27 protein-coding genes and 2 tRNA genes are annotated in these 23,349 nt (G+C 65.6%); 3 read left to right on the top strand and 26 right to left on the bottom strand.

Going from position 1 to position 23,349, the window contains the following annotated elements; translation table 11 throughout:
• Positions 1-4 precede the first annotated feature (4 nt).
• The 8 genes from MTR62_RS01095 to MTR62_RS01130 all read right to left on the bottom strand — a co-directional run bounded on the left by MTR62_RS01095 (position 5) and on the right by MTR62_RS01130 (position 5,268).
• Positions 5-715, bottom strand: a complete 711-nt coding sequence (locus tag MTR62_RS01095; protein ID WP_244016429.1) for a tetratricopeptide repeat protein — start codon at positions 713-715, stop codon at positions 5-7.
• Positions 712-1,212 carry a cytochrome c-type biogenesis protein gene (locus MTR62_RS01100; protein WP_407672560.1) on the bottom strand — a complete coding sequence of 167 codons (501 nt, stop codon included), beginning with the start codon at positions 1,210-1,212 and terminating at the stop codon, positions 712-714. The genes MTR62_RS01095 and MTR62_RS01100 overlap by 4 nt, the downstream gene beginning before the upstream one ends.
• Positions 1,212-1,778: a DsbE family thiol:disulfide interchange protein gene (locus tag MTR62_RS01105; RefSeq protein WP_244016430.1), complete on the bottom strand. Its 567-nt coding sequence runs from the start codon at positions 1,776-1,778 to the stop codon at positions 1,212-1,214. Before MTR62_RS01105 ends, MTR62_RS01100 begins: the two co-directional genes overlap by 1 nt.
• The gene (locus MTR62_RS01110) at positions 1,775-3,742 is read right to left on the bottom strand and encodes a heme lyase CcmF/NrfE family subunit (RefSeq protein ID WP_244016431.1); all 1,968 of its coding nucleotides are present in this window, start codon (positions 3,740-3,742) and stop codon (positions 1,775-1,777) included. The genes MTR62_RS01105 and MTR62_RS01110 overlap by 4 nt, the downstream gene beginning before the upstream one ends.
• Entirely contained in the window at positions 3,739-4,191 is a 453-nt protein-coding gene (gene ccmE, locus MTR62_RS01115; protein WP_244016432.1) for a cytochrome c maturation protein CcmE, read from the bottom strand. Before ccmE ends, MTR62_RS01110 begins: the two co-directional genes overlap by 4 nt.
• A 4-nt stretch (positions 4,192-4,195) precedes the next feature.
• Entirely contained in the window at positions 4,196-4,336 is a 141-nt protein-coding gene (locus MTR62_RS01120; RefSeq protein WP_244016433.1) for a hypothetical protein, read from the bottom strand.
• A 3-nt stretch (positions 4,337-4,339) separates the two neighbouring features.
• Positions 4,340-5,080: a heme ABC transporter permease CcmC gene (gene ccmC, locus MTR62_RS01125; RefSeq protein ID WP_244016434.1), complete on the bottom strand. Its 741-nt coding sequence runs from the start codon at positions 5,078-5,080 to the stop codon at positions 4,340-4,342.
• Positions 5,081-5,191: 111 nt separating this feature from the next.
• Positions 5,192-5,268 (bottom strand) — tRNA-His (locus MTR62_RS01130).
• 181 nt (positions 5,269-5,449) lie between these two features.
• Between MTR62_RS01130 and MTR62_RS01135 the strand changes: the two genes are divergently transcribed.
• Positions 5,450-6,082, top strand: coding sequence for a prolyl hydroxylase family protein (locus MTR62_RS01135; protein ID WP_244016435.1), 633 nt, complete (start codon positions 5,450-5,452; stop codon positions 6,080-6,082).
• Between the two features lie 295 nt (positions 6,083-6,377).
• Complete coding sequence (locus MTR62_RS01140; RefSeq protein ID WP_244016436.1) at positions 6,378-6,749, top strand: PilZ domain-containing protein; 372 nt, start codon at positions 6,378-6,380, stop codon at positions 6,747-6,749.
• An 82-nt stretch (positions 6,750-6,831) separates the two neighbouring features.
• On the opposite strand, the gene rpmE is transcribed toward MTR62_RS01140, so the two are convergent.
• The 11 genes from rpmE to MTR62_RS21550 form a co-directional block, all read right to left on the bottom strand.
• A complete protein-coding gene (gene rpmE, locus MTR62_RS01145) occupies positions 6,832-7,059 on the bottom strand; it encodes a 50S ribosomal protein L31 (protein WP_244016437.1) in 228 nt (75 codons plus the stop codon).
• Positions 7,060-7,203: 144 nt separating this feature from the next.
• Complete coding sequence (gene fabZ, locus MTR62_RS01150; protein ID WP_244016438.1) at positions 7,204-7,656, bottom strand: 3-hydroxyacyl-ACP dehydratase FabZ; 453 nt, start codon at positions 7,654-7,656, stop codon at positions 7,204-7,206.
• 35 nt (positions 7,657-7,691) lie between these two features.
• Entirely contained in the window at positions 7,692-8,408 is a 717-nt protein-coding gene (locus MTR62_RS01155; RefSeq protein WP_244016439.1) for an OmpH family outer membrane protein, read from the bottom strand.
• Positions 8,408-11,083, bottom strand: a complete 2,676-nt coding sequence (bamA, locus tag MTR62_RS01160) for an outer membrane protein assembly factor BamA (protein WP_244016440.1) — start codon at positions 11,081-11,083, stop codon at positions 8,408-8,410. The genes MTR62_RS01155 and bamA overlap by 1 nt, the downstream gene beginning before the upstream one ends.
• A 157-nt stretch (positions 11,084-11,240) precedes the next feature.
• On the bottom strand, positions 11,241-12,626 hold the full coding sequence (rseP, locus tag MTR62_RS01165) for an RIP metalloprotease RseP (RefSeq protein WP_244016441.1): 1,386 nt from the start codon (positions 12,624-12,626) through the stop codon (positions 11,241-11,243).
• Positions 12,627-12,684: 58 nt separating this feature from the next.
• Entirely contained in the window at positions 12,685-13,836 is a 1,152-nt protein-coding gene (locus tag MTR62_RS01170) for a 1-deoxy-D-xylulose-5-phosphate reductoisomerase (RefSeq protein WP_244016442.1), read from the bottom strand.
• 20 nt (positions 13,837-13,856) lie between these two features.
• A complete protein-coding gene (locus tag MTR62_RS01175; RefSeq protein WP_244016443.1) occupies positions 13,857-14,633 on the bottom strand; it encodes a phosphatidate cytidylyltransferase in 777 nt (258 codons plus the stop codon).
• Positions 14,620-15,309, bottom strand: a complete 690-nt coding sequence (gene uppS, locus MTR62_RS01180; protein ID WP_244016444.1) for a polyprenyl diphosphate synthase — start codon at positions 15,307-15,309, stop codon at positions 14,620-14,622. The genes MTR62_RS01175 and uppS overlap by 14 nt, the downstream gene beginning before the upstream one ends.
• Positions 15,310-15,340: 31 nt before the next feature.
• Positions 15,341-15,898 carry a ribosome recycling factor gene (frr, locus tag MTR62_RS01185; RefSeq protein WP_244016445.1) on the bottom strand — a complete coding sequence of 186 codons (558 nt, stop codon included), beginning with the start codon at positions 15,896-15,898 and terminating at the stop codon, positions 15,341-15,343.
• A gap of 1 nt (position 15,899) precedes the next feature.
• Positions 15,900-16,622, bottom strand: a complete 723-nt coding sequence (pyrH, locus tag MTR62_RS01190; protein ID WP_244016446.1) for a UMP kinase — start codon at positions 16,620-16,622, stop codon at positions 15,900-15,902.
• Between the two features lie 108 nt (positions 16,623-16,730).
• On the bottom strand, positions 16,731-17,438 hold the full coding sequence (locus MTR62_RS21550; protein WP_456152703.1) for a winged helix-turn-helix transcriptional regulator: 708 nt from the start codon (positions 17,436-17,438) through the stop codon (positions 16,731-16,733).
• Between MTR62_RS21550 and MTR62_RS01205 the strand changes: the two genes are divergently transcribed.
• On the top strand, positions 17,329-17,937 hold the full coding sequence (locus tag MTR62_RS01205; RefSeq protein WP_244016447.1) for an NAD(P)-dependent oxidoreductase: 609 nt from the start codon (positions 17,329-17,331) through the stop codon (positions 17,935-17,937). The genes MTR62_RS21550 and MTR62_RS01205 overlap by 110 nt on opposite strands.
• An 8-nt stretch (positions 17,938-17,945) precedes the next feature.
• On the opposite strand, the gene MTR62_RS01210 is transcribed toward MTR62_RS01205, so the two are convergent.
• The 7 genes from MTR62_RS01210 to MTR62_RS01240 form a co-directional block, all read right to left on the bottom strand.
• Complete coding sequence (locus MTR62_RS01210; protein ID WP_244016448.1) at positions 17,946-18,476, bottom strand: P-loop NTPase family protein; 531 nt, start codon at positions 18,474-18,476, stop codon at positions 17,946-17,948.
• A 94-nt stretch (positions 18,477-18,570) separates the two neighbouring features.
• On the bottom strand, positions 18,571-19,497 hold the full coding sequence (tsf, locus tag MTR62_RS01215; RefSeq protein WP_244016449.1) for a translation elongation factor Ts: 927 nt from the start codon (positions 19,495-19,497) through the stop codon (positions 18,571-18,573).
• A 125-nt stretch (positions 19,498-19,622) separates the two neighbouring features.
• Positions 19,623-20,378, bottom strand: a complete 756-nt coding sequence (gene rpsB / locus MTR62_RS01220; RefSeq protein ID WP_244016450.1) for a 30S ribosomal protein S2 — start codon at positions 20,376-20,378, stop codon at positions 19,623-19,625.
• A gap of 249 nt (positions 20,379-20,627) precedes the next feature.
• The gene (locus tag MTR62_RS01225) at positions 20,628-21,101 is read right to left on the bottom strand and encodes a hypothetical protein (protein WP_244016451.1); all 474 of its coding nucleotides are present in this window, start codon (positions 21,099-21,101) and stop codon (positions 20,628-20,630) included.
• 411 nt (positions 21,102-21,512) lie between these two features.
• A complete protein-coding gene (gene pssA, locus MTR62_RS01230; RefSeq protein ID WP_244016452.1) occupies positions 21,513-22,358 on the bottom strand; it encodes a CDP-diacylglycerol--serine O-phosphatidyltransferase in 846 nt (281 codons plus the stop codon).
• Positions 22,355-23,104, bottom strand: coding sequence for a phosphatidylserine decarboxylase (locus MTR62_RS01235; RefSeq protein ID WP_244016453.1), 750 nt, complete (start codon positions 23,102-23,104; stop codon positions 22,355-22,357). The genes pssA and MTR62_RS01235 overlap by 4 nt, the downstream gene beginning before the upstream one ends.
• Positions 23,105-23,211: 107 nt before the next feature.
• Positions 23,212-23,297: transfer RNA gene (locus tag MTR62_RS01240), tRNA-Tyr, on the bottom strand.
• Between the last annotated feature and the right edge of the window lie 52 nt (positions 23,298-23,349).

Consider the following 23,349-nt stretch of genomic DNA (forward strand, 5'->3'; position numbering starts at 1 on the left):
TTCCTCAGTCATTGGTAGTCGAGGATGCATCGGCGGCCGCGCCTTGCGGCGCGCTTTGCTCAGGCGTGGCAAGGTCTTTCTGGCGCTTTTGCAAGGCTTTCAAGAAGGCGTCGAGGCGCTCCAGCTCGGCCGCCAGCGCCGGGCGCCACGGCGCATCGGCGGGAGCGGACTGGAGCAGTGCCACCCATATCGCGCGCGCCTGCGCGTAATCGCCCGACTGCGCCATCGCCAGCCCGAGGAAGAACGGCGGACCTGGCGACTTGGGATCGGCCTTCGCGGCCTTCTGGAACGCGAACGTCGCGGCCGGGGTCAGCGATCCTTCGGAATGCGCGACCAGCGTGTTGGCGAGCGCCAGCCAGGCGTCCGAATTCTTGGGTTCATCCTCCACCGCCCCGAGCAGGACGCGCGCGGCATCGCCGGTCTGCCCGTTGCGCGCGAAGGCATCGCCGATCACCACGTAGCGATTCGTCGGCGGTATCGTCGAATTGGTGATCTTCTGGCGCGCGGCGACGAGGAAGGCCGCTTCCTGCGAGGTCGTGTCGGACACCTTGCTCGGACTTGCCGGAAGTGATGGGCGGCCCTGCAGCACATAGCCCGCAAGGCCCAGCAGCAGCGCGGCGGCCACCGCCTCGCGCCCCCCTGCGGGCACCTTGAACACGAACAGGGCGAGACCAAGCGCGACCAGCGCCAGGGCGATTACCAATACCCAGGTCATGCCCGGTCCCCTTCCTCGCGCCGCGAATCACCCTCTTCGCCGTCCGTCGCGCCATCCATCGCCCCGCGCGCGCGCAGCACGAAACGACGGCGCAGCAGGAGGAAGGCGATCAGCAGGAACACCAGCGGAACCGCATAGAGCGGCCAGGTCAGCTCGGTCAGCTGCGGTTTGTAGCTCACATAATCGCCATAGCGCTCGATCAGCCAGGCGCGGATCTGTTCGGGCTTTTCGCCCCGCGCGATCCGCTCTCGGACAAGGCTGCGCATCGAGCCCGCGATCGGTGCATCCGAATCGGCGATCGACTGGCCCTGGCACTGCAGGCAGCGCAGCGTCGCCATGAGATCGGACGCTTCGCGCTCCTTGGCCGGATCGTCGAGCTGGCGGTAGGCATAAGGCGCGGTGGACTGTTCGCCCTGCGCGAACGTCACCGCCGCTGGCGCACCGAGCCCCAGCGCAAAGGCCATAGCCGCAAGGCGAAAGGCGCGGCGATACGGCATCACAGCGCGGCCTCTTGCAGCTTCTGGAGGATCATCGCCAGCTGGTCAGCGCGAATTTCGCCGACATGCTGGTAGCGGATGATCCCCTTGCCATCGACGACATACGTCTCCGGCACGCCCGAGGAGCCGAGCGCAAGCTGCACCTGGCCATCGTCGTCGGCGCCGATCCCCGCGTAAGGATCGCCGTTTTCGGAAAGGAAGGTGCGCAGGTTGTCGGCCGAATCGCGCACCGAGATGCCCTCGATCACGACGCCCGCCTTGGCCAGCTCGCCCAGCTGGGGCGATTCGACGCGGCACGGAATGCACCAGCTGGCAAAGATGTTGACCAGATGCACCTTGCCATCGCGCAGCGTCGCGCTGCTCAGCCCCTTGCGGCCCGCTTGCGCTGGCGGAAGATCGAAGCTGGGCATCGGCTTGCCGATGAGCCGGCTGCGCACGGTGTGGTCGGCCGGCTTGAACAGCCCGATCGCAACCAGCCCGACAAAGGCAAGGAAGATCGCCAGCGGCAACCAGATCGCCCAGCGCGGCCCCTTGGCGCGGGCAGGTTCTGCAGGGGACGCGGTCATGAACGGCTCTCCTCAAGCTCGCGCTGGCCTTCGCGGCGATCGGCAATGCGATCGCTGGCAACACCGCGCCGCACATCGTTCGCAACGCGCCCCAGCAAGGCCAGCAGGCCGCCAAGCGCGATCAGCACGCCGCCGATCCAGATCAGCGGGACAAACGGCTTCCACCAAAGGCGCAGCTGCCAGCGGCCGTCGTCGGCCTCACCGCCGAGCACGGCGTAGAGCTGGCCGTTCCAGCGCGTCAGCAAGGCGGATTCGGCGGTGTTCTGCGGCGGCGCCCAGAAAGTGCGCGACTGCGGCGTAAGCTGCGTCGGCGCGCCATCGGTCCCGTAGATCACCGCCAGATCGGCCTCGAGCGCGGTCCAGTTGGGGCCAGCGATCGGCTCGATCCCGGCCAGCCTGACCTTCCACGGGCCGACCTGGGTGGTATCCCCCACCTCGACGGCGACCAGCTTCTCTACGGAAAAGGCGCTTTCGCTGCTCATGCCGATGAGGGCGACCGCGATCCCGAAGTGAGCAAAGACCATGCCCCAGACCGCCAGTGGCAGGCGGCGCAGGTTGCGCCCGCGCAAGGGCAGCACGCTCGCCCAGGCAAGCCCCACGCCCATCGCCAGCCCGAGGAAGGGCAGCAGCGCCACCTTGGCGAAGACGACAAGGCCAATCCCCATCGCCACGACCAGCATGGCCGGGATCACCAGCGCCTTGCCCACCCGCGCGAAGGTATCGCGGCGCCAGCGCAGCATCGGCCCGACCGCGAGCACCAGCAGCATGGGCAGCGCAAACAGCGCGCTCATCGGGTTGAAGTACGGCGGGCCGACCGAGACCTGAGCCCCCATCGCCTCGGCGAGAAGCGGGTAGAGCGTGCCGAACAGCACGATGCCCAGGATCGCGCAGAGCAGCACGTTGTTGATCACCAGCGCGCCCTCGCGGCTGATCGGGGCAAAACGTTCGCCCTCGCTCACCGTGCCGGCACGCAGCGCAAAAAGCACCAGCGCGCTGCCGATGTTGATTGCCAGAAGCGCGAGAATGAAGCTGCCCCGCTCAGGGTCGACCGCGAAGGCGTGCACGCTGGTCAGAATGCCCGAGCGCACGAGGAACGTGCCGACCATCGACATCGAGAAGGCAACCACCCCCAGCATCACGGTCCAGATCCGCAAGGCATCGCGCGAGGCGAGCACGCTGACCGAATGGAGCAGCGCGGTCGCGGCGAGCCAGGGCATCAGCGAAGCGTTTTCAACCGGGTCCCAGAACCACCAGCCGCCCCAGCCCAGCTCGTAGTACGCCCAGTACGAGCCCGCCGTGATGCCCAGCGTCAGAAAGATCCACGCGCCCAGCACCCAGGGCCGCATCGCGCGCGCAAAGGCCGGACCGACCTCGCGCGTGACGAGCGCGCCAATGGCGAAGCTGAACGCGATCGAAAGCCCGACATAGCCCAGGTAGAGCGTCGGCGGATGGAACGCGAGGCCAAGGTCCTGCAGCAGCGGGTTGAGCCCCTGCCCTTCGGCAGGCGCGGGCGAAAGCCGCTCGAACGGGTTCGAGGCGATGAGCAGGAACGCGTAGAACCCCAGCGAAACGAAGGCCTGCCCGGCGAGCGTGGCAAGCATCGTGCGTTCGGGCAGGCGCCGCTCGATCAGTGCGACGAAACCGCCCGCCAGCCCCATCACCGTGACCCACAGCAGCATCGAGCCTTCGTGGTTGCCCCAGGCCCCGGCGATCTTGAAGATCAGCGGCTTCATCGAATGCGAATTGAGCGCGACCAGCTTCACCGACAGGTCGGTGACCGCAAAGACGTAGATCAGGCAGGCGAAGGCGACGAGGACAAGCAGCCCCTGCACCACCGCCACCGGACGCACCACGCCCGCCAGGGCGCCGCCCCGTTCGGTCTGCGCCAGGGCGCCGCCCAGCAATTGCAGGGTCGCAAGCGCCGCCGCGAGCCAGAGCGCGGCCAGTCCCAGTTCAGCGATCATTTCGTTTCGGCCACCACCTGACGCGCCTGTTCCCCGGTCATGTCCTTCATTTCGCGCGGAACGTACTTTTCATCGTGCTTGGCCAGCAGATTGTCGGCCTCGAACGTGCCGTCGGGGCGCATGTGCCCTTCGGCGACGACCCCCGACCCCTCGACGAAGAGCGAGGGCACGATACCCTTGAACACCACGGGCACCGTGGCCTTGCCATCGCCGACCACGAAAGCGATCGTCACACCGTCGGGCATCGTCTTGATCGAGCCTTTCTCGACCATGCCGCCAAGGCGCACCCCGCGCGAGGGCGCGGGCGGATTGGCGGTAATCTCGGCCGGGACATAGAAATAGCTCGCCTGGTTGCGCAGCGCCCAGGCGGCCAGCAACGCGGCCCCCACGAGCACCACCAGCGCGATGACCAGCAGCACGAGCCGCTGATGCTTTGCCTTGATTGCCATGCCCTTACCGCTTCCTTGCCGCGTCGCGGCGGCTTTCGGCGCGGCGCATCGTCATCAGCGCCCAGGCGATCATCGCGCTCGTGCCGCCAACACCGATCGCATAGGCCGCAATCACGTAGGGCCAGGCATCCATCGTTTCGCGCATCGCTCAGTTCCCCTCGGCCATGGCCTTGCGGCGCAGCCGCGCCTCGGCCTGCTGGTTGGCCAGAATGGCCCGCATCCGCGCCATCACCACGCCCGCAAAGATCAGCGTGAAGCCAAGCATCGCGATCAGCAGCGGCCACAGGAAAGCCCCCGACATGGCCGAACCGCCGGTGGTGATGCTGGGCGGCTGGTGCTGGCTGTTCCACCAGATTACCGAATAGTGGATGATCGGGATGTTAACCGCGCCGACCAGCCCGAAGATCGCCGGAGCCCGCAGCGCGCCCGAACCCTCCCCGCCATCGGCCGCCTCGCTCGCCTGCGACAGCGCCATCCAGCCAAAGTAGAGAAACAGCAGGACCAGCATCGAGGTCAACCGCCCATCCCACACCCACCATGTCCCCCAGGCCGGGCGGCCCCAAAGCGAACCGGTGATGAGGCAGATGGCGGTAAACACCGCACCGGGCACGGCGCAGGCGCGCGCGGCGATCCCGGCGAGCGGATGGCGCCAGACCAGTTCGGTAAAGCTTGCCGCGGCAATCCCCATCCAGCCCGACATGCCCAGCCAGGCGGCGGGTACGTGCAGGTAGACGATGCGCACCGTCTGCCCCTGCAACCGCTCGGCCGGCGCCACGAACAGGCCCCAGGACAGGGCAGCGAAAGCGATGGCGATGCCCGCGACCAGACACACCGGCATCAACCAGCGAGCCAGGCGCAAGAAACGGGCAGGATTGGCAAAACCGTGCATGATGCGGGCTTTCTAAAGACCGCGACGAAAGGAGCAAGAGGCTCGACGAAAAGCGCAACGCTTTTCAGTGCCCTATTGGTCCAAAGCATCAGATGCAAAAGGGGGGAAGAATGGGGCGATTGATGGGATTCGAACCCACGACCTCCGGTACCACAAACCGGCGCTCTAACCAACTGAGCTACAATCGCCACACAGCCCGGCGTGGACTGGCCACGCTGCGGGAAAGCCGCCTCGATGCGTTCGTGCGAGCGTCATCAGTGCGGGAGCGCGCCTTTGCACAAGGATGAGCGACTTGCCAAGCGAAAAAAGCGCCTCCTGCAAAAACAGGTGCGATTTTCTTGTGTCGGCACCGGGGCTAACCTTGTGCGCATGACCTTTCGCAGCGAATCGTACCCCGTTCCGATCCAGGCCCATCCTGAAGCGCGCGCGCTCGCCTCGGCACGAATCGAAATGTACACGCTGCCCGGTTTTCTCAACGCACAGGAATGCGCCGGACTGATCGCACGGATCGAGGCGCATCATCGCCCCTCGACGATCACCGGCTACAGCGGCGACGATGCCTTTCGCACCAGTTCGACCTGCGACCTGCCCGCCAGCGACCCACTGGTGGCCCGCGTGCGCCAGAGGCTCTGCGCGTTGGCCGGGTGCCCCGAAAGCCACGCCGAACCGCTTCAGGGCCAACGCTACGCGATCGACCAGGAGTTCAAGGCACACACCGACTATTTCGAGCCCGACCGCCCCGAATTCGCGCAATACTGCTCCCACGCAGGGCAGCGGACCTGGACCTACATGGTCTATCTGAACGCCGTCGACGCGGGCGGCGCAACCCGCTTCAAGGTGCTCGAACGCATCATCCAGCCCGAAACGGGCAAGCTGGTGTGTTGGAACAACCAGCGCCCCGATGGTTCGCCCAACGCAGCAACGCTGCACCACGCCATGAAGGTGCGCAGCGGGCGCAAGTACATCATCACCCAGTGGTTTCGCGAACGCGCCTGGGGCTAGAGCCTTTTTCCGGTCAGGCAAAAACATCGGACGGTTCCAAAAGTGCGCCAAGACAAAGGCCCGGAGCGGCCTAGCGGCTCCCGTCCGATCGAAAGCCCTCCAGCACCACCCCCTTCGCGCGCCGCCCTTCGCGCGCCTCGCTTCGCAGCGACCATCAGGGCATCGCCCGAGGCAATCCTTAACGCGGCTCTCGCCCGGCGCGCGCGATAACCGGACCAGGGCGTTTTTTCCGAGTCACTTCGTGTTCCACTGCCATCGAAAAGCGCTCCACAACCCCGACAGGAGCACCCGACCGGTGAGCCAACGCCTGGCCCGACTGCCTTCCATCCACACGCTCAAGCCCGCCGAGCGGCGCCGCGAGGGGCGTCACCCCAGCCGCCATGGCGTCGTCGTGCGCTGCGACGCCGCACTGCGCGGTTCGGCCTGGCTGATCGACATTTCGCCCTATGGCTGCGCGCTGTGGGGGCGCGGCCTCGCGCTGCGCTGCGGCGTCGTCGTCACCCTGCGCCCGATCGAGGCGCCCCACAGCGCAGAAACCGATCTGGACGCCATCGTGCGCTGGATTCGCGAGGACACTGCGGGTCTCGAATTCCTGCGTCCGCTAACCGGCTCGGCCAAACGCCCGGCCGCCGTGTGGCAGGCCATCGTCAGCGAGAGCCCCCCCTGACCCGCCCCGAACAGCCCCAAAACGAAAAAAAGGCGGCCCGAAGACCGCCCTTTCCCGAATTCGTGTCTGGCGAAACGCCCGCTCACTTCTTGTTGAGCGAGAGACCACCGAAACGCTTGTTGAACTGGGCAACGCGGCCGCCTTCGTTGACGCGCTGCTGACCACCGGTCCAGGCCGGGTGCGTGGTGGGATCGACGTCGAGGACGAGCGTGTCACCTTCCGAGCCCCAGGTCGAACGGGTCTGGAACGTGCTGCCATCGGTCATCTGCACGGTGATCATGTGGTAGTCGGGATGCGTATCGGCCTTCATCGTCGTAATCTCTCTTGCATATGGCCGGTTCCGACCGGCCTGCCTAGGAAAGCGGGGCGCTTACAGCGAACCGCGCAAAATAGCAAGCCCTACCCGCTCCGCCGCGACCACCAGAGCCGCGTGCGCAAACGGGCAGGTCCCGGATCAGGCGTCGGCAATCATCGCGGTGAAGTTGACCTCGCAGGTCACCTTTCCATCGATCGACGCCTTGCCCCAGAACTTGCACACCCGCGCGCGCTTCTGAACGAAGCCGACCTTGAGGTCGAGCAGGTGGCCAGGCGTCACGGGCGAGCGGAACTTGGCTTCCTCGATCGCCATGAAGAACACCAGCTTGCCCGAACCCGCCAGGCCCAGAGTCTCGATCGCGAGGATACCGGCGGTCTGCGCGAGCGCCTCGATCTGGAGGACGCCGGGCATGATCGGACGACCGGGGAAATGGCCCTGGAAGAAATCCTCGTTGAAGCTCACAGCCTTGACCGCGTGGATCTCCTCCTCGTCGAAGGAGACGACGCGATCGACCAGCAGCATCGGATAGCGATGCGGCAGCGCCTCGAGAATCTTCGGGATGTCGTAGACCAGTTCGCCCGGTTCGCTCATTTCACTCAACTTTCAGATAAGGTGTGATCGGTCGATCAACGACCGGTCTGCTGAGCCGCACCGGCAGCCGGAGCAGCCTGGCCAGCGGCCGCGGCGCGACGGGCGCGCTCTTCACGAACCTGGCGCGGTTCCCAGCCCTGCGGCGGAACGAGCTGCGCCGAGGGGATCGCCGTGTTCAGCTCGTTCAGGATATCCTGGTTGAGCGAATAGGCGCCGTTGGTCATCGCCAGCACTGCATCGGGGCTGAGCAGAAGGGTGATGCCCTTCTTTTCCATCGCATTCTTGATCGCGTCGTTCAGCTTGTCCTCGATCTGCTCGGAGACATAGGCGCGCGAGAGCGAAACCGGCGCGAGGATCTGCTGCAGTTCCTGCTGGCCCTGCTGCTGGATCTGCTGGATCTGCTGGCCCTGCTGCTGGAGCGCGGCCTCATTCGGCTTCGCGGCCTGGCTATCGGTCTGGTACTTGGTGATCAGCGGCTGAAGCTGCGCCTCGATCGCCGCCTTGCGCGACTTGGCCTGATCGATCTGCGCCTTGTAGGTGGTCTCACGCTGCGTTTCGGCGGTCTTGAACGCGTTCGAGTTGGCGATGATCGCGTTGAAATCGGCGACGCCGATCCCGGCGACGACCGAACCCGTGGGCGCTGCAGGAGCGGCGGGAGCAGCAGCGGCCTTGGCGTTTGCAACCATCGGGCTGGCCGCCGCGGCGAGAGCAAGGCCTGCGACCAGAGCGGCGGACTTGATAGTCTTGTTCATCAGAATTGCGTTCCCACGTTGAATGTGAAGACCTTGGTGTCATCACCCTTTTCCTTGAGGATGACCTTCGAAATATCGATGCGGAACGGGCCAAAGGGCGAGTTCCAGTTGACCCCGAAACCAACCGCGAGACGCGGCAGCCAGGTGTCACCGACATAGGACTCGGTGAAGTAGCTGGTGCTGCCCACCTTGGTGTTGGCAATGCCGTTGGTGGTCGAAGAAGTGGTCGTCGTGCTGGTGTAACCGCTCGAGGTGCCGTCGTTGACGTAATAGAGCTGGTTGCCGTCGGAATCGCGCGAACCGATGAAGCAGCCGTCCGAGCAATCGCTGGTGTCGGGCTTCTTGGTGCCCCAGACCGCGCCGACGTCGGCGAAGATCGAGGGACGCAGGCCCATCTCACGCGCACCCGAACCCAGCGGGATCTCCATTTCGGCGCGCCCCTTGTAGTAGTACTTGCCGCCCAGCGCGTCGTCCGAGGTGCTCGACACGGTCGAATCGTCGTCGACCGTCGAGCTGTAGTACTTGCGCAGCACGCGCGGGCCGACGCCGCGAATACCGAAGCCGCGCATGCTCGGCTCGCCGAGGTAGAAACGGTCGGTCAGGCGGACCGAATCGCCACCCCAGCCCTCGATCACACCGCCCTCGCCCTGCAGCGAGAAGATGAAGCCCTTGCCCAGCGGCCAGTACTTCGCCGCGTTGGCGCGCAGGCGCACGTACTTCACGTCGCCACCCAGGCCGGCAAGGTCCACGCTGATCTGCGCGGTCTCGCCCTTGGTCGGGCGCATGCGGTTGTCGAGCTTGTCGTAGACCAGCGAGAAGCCCAGGATCGAGCTGACGCGGTTGCCGATGGCATCGCACAGGTAGCGGCCAGCACGCAGCGGATCGCAGGTCGAGTTGCCGTCGCTGTCGGTCGAGTAGAACTGGCTCTTGCTCAGCGAGACCTGGTCGTAGTTGAGCGTGTAGCGGCCGATCGCGGTGATGTACTCGGTGACCGGGACACCCGCGCGGACCTGGAAGCCCGTCGTGGTCTGCTCGTAGGTCGTGTTGCGGTCCGAGTTGTAGTAGTTGAAGTTGTTGTAGTCGCGCCGGTAGATGTCGACGCCGAGCGAGACGTTCTTGTCGAACAGGTAAGGCTCGACGAAGCTGGCCTGGACCGAGCGCGAGTACGACGAATAGCTGCCCGAAAGGCCCACCGTCTGGCCGCGGCCGCGGAAATTGTTCTGCTTGATCGAGGCCTGGAAGATGAAGCTTTCCAGGCTCGAGAAACCGGCCGAAAGCTGGAGTTCGCCGGTCGGCTTTTCCTCGACGTTGGCTTCGAGCACGATGCGGTCATCGGCATCGCCCGGCTTCTGCTCGACCTCGAACTTCTCCTGGAAGTAGCCGAGCGACTTGATGCGGTTGGTCGAACGCTTGACCTGCAGCGAGTTGAACGCATCGCCCTCGGCGAGACGGAACTCGCGGCGGATGACCTTGTCCTGAGTCAGCGTGTTGCCGTTGATGTCGATGCGCTGGACGTAGACGCGCGGCGCCTCGCGGATCACGAAGGTCAGCCCCATGGTGAGGTTGTCCTTGTCGCGATCGTACTGCGGGCGCACGTCGGCAAAAGCGTAACCGAACGCGCCGGCGGTCGTGTTGAGGTTGTCGATGGTGTCTTCGACGAGCTTGGCGTTGTACCAGTCGCCCTTCTTCATCGGCAGGTTGGCCGACATCTTCTTGCTGTCGAAGTCGCGGATCTGGCTTTCGACCTTCACGTCCCCGAACTTGTAGCGCTTGCCCTCCTCGACCACGTAGGTGAGGATGAAGTCCTTCTTGTCCGGGGTCAGTTCGGCAACCGCCGAGACGACGCGGAAGTCGGCATAGCCCTGGGTCAGGTAGAACTGGCGCAGCTTCTGCTGGTCGAACGCCATGCGATCGGGATCGTAGCTGGTCGCCGAGGAAAACAGGCGGAAGAAGCGCGATTGCTTGGTCACCATCTGCGTGCGCAGCTCGGCGTCGGAAAATTCCTTGTTGCCGATGATGTTGATCTGGCGGACCTTGGACTTGTCGCCCTCGGTGATCTCGAACACGATGTCGACGCGGTTCTGATCGAGCGCCACCATCTTGGGTTCGACCGTCGCGGCGTAGCGGCCCTGGCGCTTGTAGAGCTCGATGATGCGCGCGACGTCGGCGCGGACCTTGGACCGGGTGAAGATCTGGCGCGCGGCCAGCTTGATCTCGGGCAGGATCTTGTCGTTCTTGATCCGCTTGTTGCCTTCGAGAATGATGCGGTTGATGACCGGGTTTTCCTGCACCGTGATGACCACGTTGCCATCGGTGTTGGTCACCTCGACGTTCTTGAACAGCTCGGTCGCGTAGAGATCCTTGAGCGCGGCGTCGGCGGCGGTCTTGGTGTAAGGCTGGCCGACGCGAAGCTTGGTGTAGGACAGCACGGTCTGCTGCTCGAGACGCTCGGCACCGGCAACGGTCAGCGAGGTGATCGGCGGGCCGGCCGGCTCGGCGGGAGCGGCCTGCTCGGTGGGAGCGGCCTGCTGCGTTTCGCCGGGGCCCGCGCCATCCTGGTCCTGTGCGAACGCCGACATGGGCAAACCCGCAAGGATCGTGGTCCCAAGGAGGACGGCCGCGACGTGCGACGAGCGGCGAGCCTCAGTGCTGCGAACCATTTCCAATCCCATCATTTGCAAGCAATTTCCCGATAGTCGCTTTCGCGAGCCTATTAAACACCCGCAGGTTCGCACCAAAACCTGCGCAAGACCGCAGCCATCTGCCCGATGGACGCCGTCCGATCAAGCAGCCAAACTTGGCAACACTAAGATCCCAGAAAATTTTTCCCGCCTATCCCCCGAAAATCGGCAGAGAAGCCAGATCGTTGACCGTCACGAACACCATCAGCGCCAGCACGAATACCACGCCGGTACGGATGGCCCACTCCTGACTGCGACCGTCGAGCGGCTTGCGGCGAACCCATTCGGCTACGTAAAAGGCCAAATGCCCCCCGTCGAGGCCAGGGATTGGCAGCAGGTTGATGAATGCCAAGTTAATCGAAATGAGCGCCACGAAGTGGACGAAGGCTTCCCAGCCAAGCTGGAACTGCGCGCCCGAATACTGCGCGATCTTGATCGGACCGCCCAGCTCCTTGACCGACCGTTCGCCCAGCACCATCTGCCGCAGCCCGGTCACCATGTCGCCCATCACCTGGAAGCTGCGCGAGACACCGATGCCCAGCGCCTGAAGCGGGCCCACGGGCACGGTGTGCCCCACCCGGCCTGCCACGCCGATCATCCCGACAGGGCGGACATGCCCCTTCCCGTCAGGCGCCTCGACCGACTTGACCGGCACCTGGAACACCCGCGCATGGCCGCCCCGAAGCACCGTGAAAGGCAGCGTCTGCCCCGCCTGCGGCTGGACGGCGGCAATCACGTCCTCGAAGCTGGTGACGTCGGCATCGCCCACGCGCACGATGCGATCCCCCTCCTCGAGCCCGGCCGCACGGGCCGGGGAATCGGGTGTGAACCCATCGACCACCGGCTGGTCGTAGGTCAGGCCAAGATCGCCGATCCGCGCGGTCTTGCCAAAGCCGTCGCTTTCCTCGCGGCTGGCGATGGGGACCGGGAAGGTCATCGTATCGCCGTCGCGGTCGACGGTGACGGAGACGGTGCGCCCCGGCCAGGGCAGCGTCAGGCGCACGACGTCCTGCGCGTCCTCGACCTTCTGACCATCAATCGCGGTGATCCGGTCGCCTTCGCGCAGCCCCGCCTCGCGCGCGGTGGAGCGAGGGCTGAAATCGGCGATCTGGGGATCGATCACCAGCTTGCCCTGGACCAGCGTGAACGCCGCCAGGATCGCCACGCAGACGAGGAAATTGGTCATCGGCCCGGCCAGCACGATCAGCGCACGCTGCCACAACGGCTTCACGTGGAAGGTCTGCGCCCGTTCGCGCGGCGACAGCGCGGCGTCGGACGCGGCGGGCATGCTCGCGGGGTTCATGTCGCCGGCGAACTGCACATAACCGCCCAGCGGCAGCATCGAGAGCTTCCAGCGCGTCCCGCGCCGATCGGTCCATCCCGCGATTTCCTTGCCGAACCCGATCGAGAAGGCATCGGCCTTCACCCCGAACCAGCGTCCGACCAGATAGTGCCCCAGCTCGTGGATCAGCACGAGCGGCCCCAGGAGGAGCGCAAAGGCGAGGATCATCGTCAGAAAACCGGGGGAACCGCTCACGGCAAGGTGTCTCCGTTCTGGGACAGGATATCAGCGACGGGCCGCAAGAGGCAGGATTTTAGCCACACGGCATCAACGCCAGCGCCCGCCGGCGCGCTTCGGCATCGACCGCAAGGACTTCATCGAGCGTCTGCGGGGCGCACGGCGCGAAAGTTTCGAGCACATGCTCCACTTCTGCGGCGATCCGGGTGAATGCAATCTGACCACGCAGGAAGGCTTCCACCGCGATCTCGTTGGCCGCGTTGAGCACGGCGGGCATCGCCCCGCCCGCCTCCGCCGCCGCGCGGGCAAGCCGGGTCGCGGGGAAGCGGTCCTCGTCGGGCGCGAAGAACGTCAGCTGGCCGATCGCGGCCAGATCGAGCGGGTCGCAGGGCGTTTCCATGCGCGCGGGCCAGGCCAGCACCGACGCGATCGGCACGCGCATGTCCGAAGGCCCCAGCTGCGCCAGCGTCGAACCGTCGCGGTATTCGACCATCGAATGGACGATCGACTGCGGGTGGACGACGATGCGCAGCGCATCGAGCCTGACCGGAAAGAGGTAATAGGCCTCGATCAGCTCGAGCCCCTTGTTGAACATCGTCGCCGAATCGACGCTGATCTTGGCGCCCATGTCCCAGTTGGGATGCCTGACCGCCTGCGCGGGCGTTGCCGCGGCAAGCTGCGCCGAGCTCCAGTCGCGAAACGGCCCGCCACTGGCAGTCAGCGTGATCGAACGCACATCGCGCGAGCAGTTGCCCTGCAGGCACTGGAAGATCGCGTTGTGTTCGGAATCCACCGGCAGCAGCGTTGCTCCCGTGCGTGTCACCGCCGCAGTCATGATCCCGCCCGCCGAGACCAGCGCTTCCTTATTGGCAAGCCCGATCAGACCGCCCTGTTCGATCGCGGCCATCGTCGGGGCCAGCCCCGCACAGCCCACGATGGCGGCGATCGTCATGTCCGCGCCGCGCGCCGCCGCCTCGACCAGCGCCTGCGCGCCACCGGCAGCCTCGATCCCGCTGCCGGCGAGCGCTTCGCGCAGCGCGGGCAGGCAAGCTTCATCGGCAACAACGGCCACTTCGATGGCGAATTCGCGCGCCAGCGCGGCGAGCGCCTCGACGTTGCGGTTGGCGCTCAGCGCGACGACGCGCCAGTCCTTGCGGTTGCGCCGCACGAGATCGAGCGTGGAGCTACCGATGGACCCGGTCGCGCCCAGAATGGAGAGAGTACGCACGGCGTCTTTCATTGGCGCGATCATGGCTGAAACAGGATCGCAAGAGCAAGCAGGAAGAGCACGGCAAGCAGGCCGTCGACCCGGTCGAACAGCCCGCCGTGGCCCGGAATGAGGTTCCCCGAATCCTTGACCCCGGCGCGGCGCTTCATCCAGCTTTCGAGGAAATCGCCTGCCTGCGCACAGACCGCCAGGATGATGCCGAACAGCAGGCACTGCGCAAAGAGCGCGATCGGGCTGGCGGTCAGGAACCAGCAGCTGTCCGACCCGAAACAGCCGCGCGATGCGGCCGGATCGCCGATTGGCACGATCGCGATCGCCCCGTTCTTCCACGCCATGGCCGCGCCGAACAGCACCAGCGTCGCCCCGGCGCAGCCGCCCGCAAGCCCCGACCAGGTCTTGGAGGGGCTGATCGCGGGCGCGATCTTGGGGCCGCCCAAGCTGCGCCCCGCAAAATAGGCGCCGACATCGACCCCGATGACGGCCAGCAGCACGGTCATCAGCGGCGCCAGCGTGAAAGCCGAATTGTGCAGGAACAGCAGCATCGCCGCGCCCACGCCCACGTAGAGCATCCCGGCAAAGTTCCACAGGCCGCGCTGCATCGCCTCGCGCGCCACGGGCCGCGTCAGGCGCACCCATTCCCACAGCACCCCGATCGCCACCGCGCCCACGAACGCCATCCACAGCGCCCCGCCGACCCACAGCGCCGTGCCCGCCACGGCCAGCATGACGACAGCCGAAGCCGCGCGCACGCCCAGATCGGAACGCTTGCGCGCCCCCACAGGCTCAACGTCCGCCATAACGCCGCTCGCGATTGGCGAAGCAGCCAAGCGCTTCCTTGAGGTGATCGAGCGTGAAATCGGGCCACAGCACGTCGGTGAAATAGAGCTCGGCATAGGCCGCCTGCCACAGCAGGAAGTTCGACAGGCGCACTTCGCCCGACGTGCGGATCAGCAGGTCGAGCGGCGGCAGATCGGCAGTGTCGAGTTCGACCGCGATCGTCTCGGGCGTGATCGGCCCCTTGGCCGCAGCCTTGGTCGCCGCGCGCGCGATCTCGTCCTGCGCGCCATAGTTGAGCGCAACGGCCAGCGTCGTCCCGGTGTTTTGGGCGGTGCGCGCGATCGCCCCGTCGATCAGCTCGACGACGTCGGGCTTGAAGGCCGAATAGTCACCGATGATCCTGAGGCGCACGCCCGCGCGCGCGAATTCGTCGAGGTCGGACAGGATGAAGCGCTTCATCAGGCTCATCAGGTCCGAGACTTCTTCTTCGGGCCGGCGCCAGTTCTCGGTCGAGAAAGCGTAGAGCGTGAGCGCTTCGAGCCCCAGCTCGCGCGCGCCGCGCACGACCCGGCGCACCGCTTCCACGCCGCGCTGGTGCCCCATTGCGCGTGGCAGCAGGCGCTTCTTCGCCCAGCGCCCGTTGCCATCCATGATGATGGCGACGTGGCGCACCGTTGCGGGTTCGTCGGTTCCCATCAGGCCTCTCCCGAGACGAACGCGTCAGGCATCACTTACCGAGGATTTCCTTTTCCTTGTGCGCGTACGCCTCGTCGACGGCCTTGATCTGGTCGTCGGTCAGCTTCTGCACGTCGGCTTCGGCGCGCTTGCGCTCGTCCTCGGAAATTTCCTTCTTGTTCTCGTCGGCCTTGAGCGCTTCCATGCCGTCGCGCCGCACGTTGCGGATCGCGACCTTGGCCTTTTCGGCGTACTGCCCGGCGATCTTGACCAGATCCTTGCGGCGCTCCTCGGTCAGATCGGGGATCGGCAGGCGCAGCGTGTTGCCATCGTTGATCGGGTTGAGCCCGAGGCCCGCCGAACGGATCGCCTTTTCCACAGGCCCCACATTCGACTTGTCCCACACCTGCACCGAGATCAGGCGCGGTTCGGGAACCGAGACGGTGGCCACCTGGTTGAGCGGCATCTTCGAGCCGTAGACCTCGACCGTCACCGGATCGAGCAGCTGGGTGCTGGCGCGCCCGGTGCGCAGACCGGTAAGATCGCCCTTGAGGGATTCGACCGCCCCCTTCATGCGGCGTTCGAGATCGTCCTTGTCGTACTTGGCCATGTCAGGCTCCTTTCTGCACGATCGTCTTGGTGCCCTCGCCCGCCAGAACAGCGGCCAGGTTGCCCTGCTCGCGGATCGAGAAGACGACGATCGGAATGGCGTTGTCGCGGCACAGGGCCACGGCGGATGCGTCCATCACCTTGAGGTTGTCGGCGAGGACGGTGTCGTAATCGACGCTGCTGTAGCGCACGGCGTCGGGGTTGGTCTTGGGATCGCTGTCGTAGACGCCATCGACGCTGGTGCCCTTGAGCAGCGCATCGCACTTCATTTCGGCGGCGCGCAGCGCGGCGCCGGAATCGGTCGTGAAATAGGGAGCGCCAACGCCCGCGGCGAAGATTACCACGCGGCCCTTTTCCAGATGGCGCTCGGCGCGGCGGCGGATCACCGGCTCGCACACCTTGTCCATCTCGATCGCGGACTGCACGCGGGTGGGCACGCCCAGCTGCTCGAGCGCGTTCTGCATCGCCAGCGCGTTCATCACCGTCGCCAGCATCCCCATGTAGTCGGCCTGAGCCCGGTCCATGCCCTTGGCTGCGCCCGCCATGCCGCGAAAGATGTTGCCGCCACCGATCACCAGGCAGATCTCCAGCCCGGTGTCCTTGGCCGCCTTCACTTCCTTGGCCATTTCGGCCACGAATTCGGGATCGATGCCAAACGGCTGCGAGCCCATGAGAACTTCACCCGAAAGCTTGAGCAGAACGCGTTTGTAAGGGGTGGAACTCATTGCCGCACGGTCTCCTGAACTTGGGTCGGCAAGGGCTTTAGGAGGGTGGCCCGGTGTTGCCAAGGGCGAGAACTTAGATTTCCGGGCGGATACTGTGATCGACCCGCCTCAGTCGACAAAAGCCACGCGGCGATCAAACGCGCGCTGCGCCTGCGCCACATCGCCCATGCGCCGCTCGGCCCAGTCGATCATCGCCTGGAGCGCATCGATCAATTCCGCGCCAAGCGGCGTGATCGCGTAGCTGACCTTGACCGGGATGCTCGCCACCACGCACCGCTCGACCAGCCCGTCGCGTTCAAGCGCGCGCAGCGTCTGGCTCAGCATCTTTTGCGAGATACCCGCGATCCGCCGTCGCAGCGCGTTGAAGNCCACCACGCACCGCTCGACCAGCCCGTCGCGTTCAAGCGCGCGCAGCGTCTGGCTCAGCATCTTTTGCGAGATACCCGCGATCCGCCGTCGCAGCGCGTTGAAGCGCATCGCCTCCCCGCCCAGCGTTATCAGGATGAGCACGCTCCACTTGTCCGCCACCCGGTCGAGCAGCTGGCGCGTGGGGCAATTGGCGGCAAAGACGTCGGGGCCGAGCCCCGCCTCGTTCGCGATGCGGGTTACCGACAGGTTACCGAGTGCGGAAAAAGTGCCTTCTTGCATGACCGCTATCGATAGCACACTTGGTAACCATTCGATACCACTCATGGAGACAGGACCAATGAAGATTGCCGTTTTGGGCGCCAGCGGACGCGCCGGATCGCAAATTGCGACACAAGCTGCCGCCCGCGGCCATGAAGTGATCGCCATTGCGCGGCGCCCGGAGGCCATCCCCACCGCGCCGGGCATCCACGCAAAGCAAGGCGACGCCTCCGACGCGGCCGCCCTCGCCCCGCTGATCAGCGGATGCGAGGCCGTCATCAGCGCGCTGCATTTCGACGTTCCGGCAGCAACTCTGCTCACCGCCCTGCGCGAAGCGGGCGTGCCGCGCCTCCTCGTCACCGGCGGCGCGGCCAGTCTCAAGGGTCCGGACGGCGTGCGCCTGATCGACGGTCCCGGCTTTCCCGAAGACTGGAAGGGGGCAGCGCTGGGCGGCATCGCCTTCCTCGACGACCTCAAGGCGGTGTCGGACATCGACTGGACGTTTTTCTCCCCCGCGATGATCATCTTCGAGGGCGAGGCGCTCGGCCACTATCGCAAGGGCGGGGACGATCTGGTCCTCGATGCAAACGGTGAGAGCAAGATCAGTTTTGCCGACTACGCCACGGCCATGGTCGACGAACTAGAGAACCACGAACACAGCCGCCAGCGCTTCACCGCCGCCTACTGACCGCTGGCCTACCTTAATCCCTCGCGGCGGTAAAACGCCGCGAGGGCACCCGGCGAACCCAGAAAAAGCGCGGGAAGACCACCCTGCCCGACAAGCCCCCGGTAACGCGCGCCGTTGCGCCGTCCCGGCCCGATCATGAAGGCAAGCATCGCCCACTTCACCGAATCGCGCCCGCCTTCGAGCCCGCCACACCGGTCGCGCTCGAACCAGCATCGCCGCACATAGCGCCACAACCGCAGGAGGAGCGGCGCGTCGAGCACGATCAGCCCGCTCGCCCGTTCGAGCCGCTGTGCCAGACAGACCGAATAGTTCCCGTCCATCACCCAGCGCTCGGTTGCGAGCGCTGCGGCGTGCAGCGCGAGAAACTCGGCCTGCGGACGCTCGACCCAGTCGGTTCCGGGCAAATGTCGGAAGCGATCGAGATGCACCACCGGCAGCCCCTGCCTTGCCCCGATCGCGCAGGCCAGTGTCGACTTCCCCGCGTTCGACGGCCCCATCACGCAGATGCGAGCCCCCAGATCCTCCAGTTGCACCGGCACGCGCCCTTCTCCTTCGCACCGGTAATACCAAAAAGGGGCCGCAGGAGCGATTGCTCCTGCGGCCCCTCTTGAATTTGGCCGATCCGGGTGAGGATCAGATGCCGGCAGCTGCCGCCACTTCAGCCGCGAAGTCCGAGACTTCCTTCTCGATGCCTTCGCCCAGCTGGTAGCGCACGAAGTCGACGAGCTCGATCTTCGCGCCCGCTTCCTTGCCCGCTGCGTTGACGACTTCGAGGATCGGGGTCTTGTTGTCCATCACGAAGACCTGCGACAGGAGAGCGTTCTCCTTGGCGTACTTCGCGATCGCACCGTCGACCATCTTGGCCTGAACCGCTTCGGGCTTGCCCGATTCGGCCGCCTTTTCCTCAGCGATCTTGCGCTCGCGAGCGATCAGCTCGGCGTCGAGATCCTCGGCGGTCAGCGCGAGCGGGAAAGCGGCGGCGATGTGCATCGCGATCTGCTTGCCCAGCGTTTCGAGCACGTCGGCCGAAGCTTCCGATTCAAGCGCGACGAGCACGCCGATCTTGCCCAGGCCCGGCGCCGCGGCGTTGTGCATGTAGGGGACGACGAGGCCCTGCTTGACCGAAACGGTCTTCATGCGGCGAACCTGCTGGTTCTCGCCGATGGTCGCAACGTTGTTGGTCAGCTTGTCGGCAACCGAGCCACCATCGGGGTAGGCCGCTGCCTTGAGCGCTTCGACATCGTCGCCATCGACGCCCAGGGCCACGGTCGTGGTCTTGCGCACGAAGTCCTGGAACTGCTCGTTCTTGGCAACGAAGTCGGTTTCCGAGTTGACTTCGACGGCAACGCCCTTGGTGCCTTCGACGGCAACGCCGACGAGACCTTCGGCCGCGGTGCGGCTCGACTTCTTGGCGGCAGCCGCCAGACCCTTGGCGCGCAGCGCGTCAACCGCGGCTTCGATGTCGCCGTTGGTTTCGTCGAGGGCCTTCTTGCAGTCCATCATGCCGGCGCCCGAGCGCTCGCGCAGGGTCTTCACGTCTGCGGCGGTGTAAGCAGCCATCGCTCAAATCCTCTTGTTTGGTGTGAACCGCGTCGTCGCGGTTTCCGAATACAGGTGCGCGCCGAGCCCCATGGACCCGGCGCGCGACAATTCCATGACGAAAGTGTCGTGAAACGCCGGGGCTATCAGGCCTCGACAACCGCCTCGGCGGTGGGCTCGTCCATCGCGCCAACGTCGACACCGCTGTCGTAAATGGCGTCCTGGCCACCCTTGGTCGCGGCCTGCGCGATCGCGTCGCAGTACAGACGCACGGCGCGGCTGGCGTCGTCGTTGCCCGGGATCGGGAACGCGATGCCCTGCGGGTTCACGTTGGTGTCGAGCACGGCAACGACGGGGATGCCAAGCACGTTGGCTTCCTTGATCGCCAGCTCTTCCTTGTTGGCGTCGATCACGAACATCACGTCCGGGATGCCGCCCATGTCGCGGATACCGCCGAGCGAGAGCTCGAGCTTGTCGCGCTCACGGGTGAGCTGAAGGATTTCCTTCTTGGTCAGGCCGTGGGTATCGCCAGCGAGCTGCTCTTCGAGCGCCTTGAAGCGCTTGATCGACTGCGAAATGGTCTTCCAGTTGGTGAGCATGCCGCCCAGCCAGCGGTGGTTGACGAAGTGCTGACCGCAAGCGCGCGCGGCTTGAGCGATCGGCTCCTGCGCCTGGCGCTTGGTGCCGACGAAGAGAACCTTGCCGCCAGCCTGAACGGTGGCCGACACGAAGTCGAGCGCGCGCGCCATGAGCGGCACGGTCTGCGACAGGTCGATAATGTGGATGCCGTTGCGCGCACCGAAGATGTACGGCTTCATGCGCGGGTTCCAGCGGTGGGTCTGGTGGCCGAAGTGGGCGCCAGCTTCGATGAGCTGCTGCATCGTGACGGTAGGAGCCGCCATAGGATAATTCCTTTCCGGTTATACCTCTGGAAAACAGGAACCGTGGGGCAAGACACCCGCTGCGGCACCGGTATGTGCGCTTTCCATGTGGACTAGCCTTTGGCCCGTGCCCCGCGAATTCGGGACATGTGCCGTTCAGGCGCGCCGCCCTTAGCCATTTTGGCGCCGCGATGCAAGCGCCGTTTCGAACGCCGCCCCAAGCGGCCACCCCAAGAGCCTACCCCAAGCGGACGTTCGTCAATCGCGCGATCAGTGAACGCGCAGCGAACCGGTAACCCCAAAGGCACGGTCGATCGCGAAATCGTCGGCCGGCTCCCCCTGCTCCACCACACCCTCGAGCAAGGATACCGTCTGATCGATGATCGATTGCATCTGCAGCAAGGTCTCGCCGATCGCCTCCACCGACTGCGCCGCACGCGGGAAATCCGCGACGATCACCAGGCCATGCTGCTGGTCGATCGAGAAGCGGCAGCCCAGCAAACGATCGTGCAAGCGGGCCAGGGTCAGGCACAAACCAAGCTCGGGCTCGACATCCTCGAGCACCAGCCCCTTGACCTGCAACCAGTCCTCGACCCGGAACAGCGACCAGGAACTCCCCGTGCTGTGATCGGTCAGGAATACTTCGTCGGCCCCGATCTCCTCGATCTCGAACGCGTTCTGGGCGCACCAGTCCGCCAGACCGTCAAGGGTGATGAGCCGCACCGGAAGCCCGCCAATAGTCATGCGCAATCCTAATTTGCCGAACGCAACGCCTCGGCCGCACACCGGCCAGGACGCCCCGTCCCCTCTACCCGAAATAGCCCTTGACAACCATGGAACAAATCAGGAACAAGGAAATGGTTGGAACATTGATAGAACAGATTCGTGTTTTCCACAAGTCATCCACAGCCCTCCCCACGGGAGCCGAGCCAGCCAGGGAAACGATCATGAGTGCCTTTGCCGCCAGTCTCTTCGCCCTCGCCGCCATCGTTTCGGTGCTCGCCATGGCCCATAGCTGGATGCATTACGGGCGCCGCATGCTGGCCCTGCACAACCAGTTGCACGGCGAACGGCACGGGGCCCGCGCGATGTTGGACGTGGCACCGGCCGCGCCACCCCGCCTTGCGCTGCAGGACGAAGCGCGCGGCGGCGCGATCAGGACGGACCAAGCGGCGCGCCGCTCGCGTCCTCAACATAGCCAGGCTCGATGCCCGGCTCGTTCGCGGCTGGTCCTTGCCGCCTGACACGGGCGTAGAGCACCCAGCCATAGGGCACGAGCAGAAGGTAGCCCACGGTCAGGACGACCAGCGTCCACCACGGATCGGTCAGCAGGAAGGCCATCGTCAGGCTGACCAGCAGCAGCACGAAAAGCCTCAGGCGCGGCGGTGGCCGCAGCCGCTGCCAGCTGAGCGTTGGCAGGTTCGAGATCATCAGGACCGCGATCAGCACCATCCACAGGCTGACAGCGACCGGATCGGCAAATTCGGGCCGCGTGCTGGCGATCCACAGGTCGAGCGGCAAGAACGCAAGATAGGCGCCCAGCGGCGCCGGAACGCCCGTCAGGAACCCGGCGCGCTTGTGCGGCTGATCGTCCATGTCGAGCCGCGCGTTGAAGCGCGCAAGGCGCAGCACGCAGCAGATCGCAAAAGCCAGCGCCGCCACCCAGCCCATGCTCGGCAGCGCGTGCAGCGTCCACAGATAGACGATGAGCGCGGGCGCCACGCCGAACGAAATCGCATCGGCCAGACTGTCGAGCTCGGCTCCGAAACGCGACTGCGCCTTCAGAAGACGCGCCGCGCGGCCGTCGATCCCGTCGAGCACCCCGGCCAGGATCACCGCCAGCACCGCACGCTCGAAATCACCTGCGATGGCAAAACGGATGCCCGTCAGGCCCGAGCACAGCGCGGCCGCGGTAATCGCGTTGGGCACCAGCGCGCGCAATGTCAGGCCGCGCACCGCCCGCGGCGCGGGCGCGGACGTGACCTGCGGGTCTTCGCTCACTGCGAAACACCTTCGATCAGCGGAGCCGAACCGACCTCGCCCAGGACCGTCTCACCCGCAACGATACGCTGGCCCATCAGCACCTTGGGCTCGGTACCGGCGGGAAGGTAGACATCGACCCGGCTGCCGAAACGGATGAGGCCGATGCGTTGCCCCGCCGCGATGATGTCGCCCGGCTTGACGAAGGGAACGATACGCCGGGCAACGAGGCCCGCGATCTGGGTGAAGCAGATCGACAGGCCATCGCCGCGCTCGATCAGGATGTGCTGACGCTCGTTCTCCTCGCTCGCCTTGTCGAGGTCGGCGTTGACGAACTTGCCCGGAATATAGACGACGCGGCGCACCGTGCCGCCGATCGGGGCGCGGTTGATGTGGACGTCGAACACACTCATGAAGATCGAGACGCGGGTTACCGGCTCGGACGAGAGCGGCGAACGGCCGCTGCCATCGTCGATGGTCAGTTCGCGCGGCGGCGCGACCTTCTGGATCAGCGTAACAAGACCGTCGGCGGGCGCGATGATCGCGCGATCGTCCTGCGGCGTGACGCGAACCGGATCGCGGAAGAAAGCCAGCACGCACAGCGTGAGTACCGCCAGCGGCCACCCGAACCAGGGGCCGAAGAAGAACCACACGCCAAGCGCCACGACGCCCGCGATCGCGCCGAACTTGCGTCCTTCGCTATGAATGGAAGGCCACTGCCACGTGGCGTCGCCACGACCCTGGTTATCAAGAATTTCTGAAGACATTGCTTTTCTCTAGTGAGTGCTCGCTGAGACCGCAATGCCGGGAAGAAGGCTGTGTTCCCTGCAGTGCCGCTCGCTTTATAAGGGGGCCTGCCGTGGGAGAAGTCTGGTGGTGGACAGGGCTGGATTCGAACCAACGTACGCTTGCGCGGGCAGATTTACAGTCTGCTGCCTTTAACCACTCGGCCACCTGTCCACACCAGTCATCTGGCTGGGATTTTCCTGCTGGATCATCCCGTTGGTCGAGG

This window comes from Novosphingobium organovorum (assembly GCF_022832435.1).
Lineage (GTDB): Bacteria > Pseudomonadota > Alphaproteobacteria > Sphingomonadales > Sphingomonadaceae > Novosphingobium > Novosphingobium organovorum.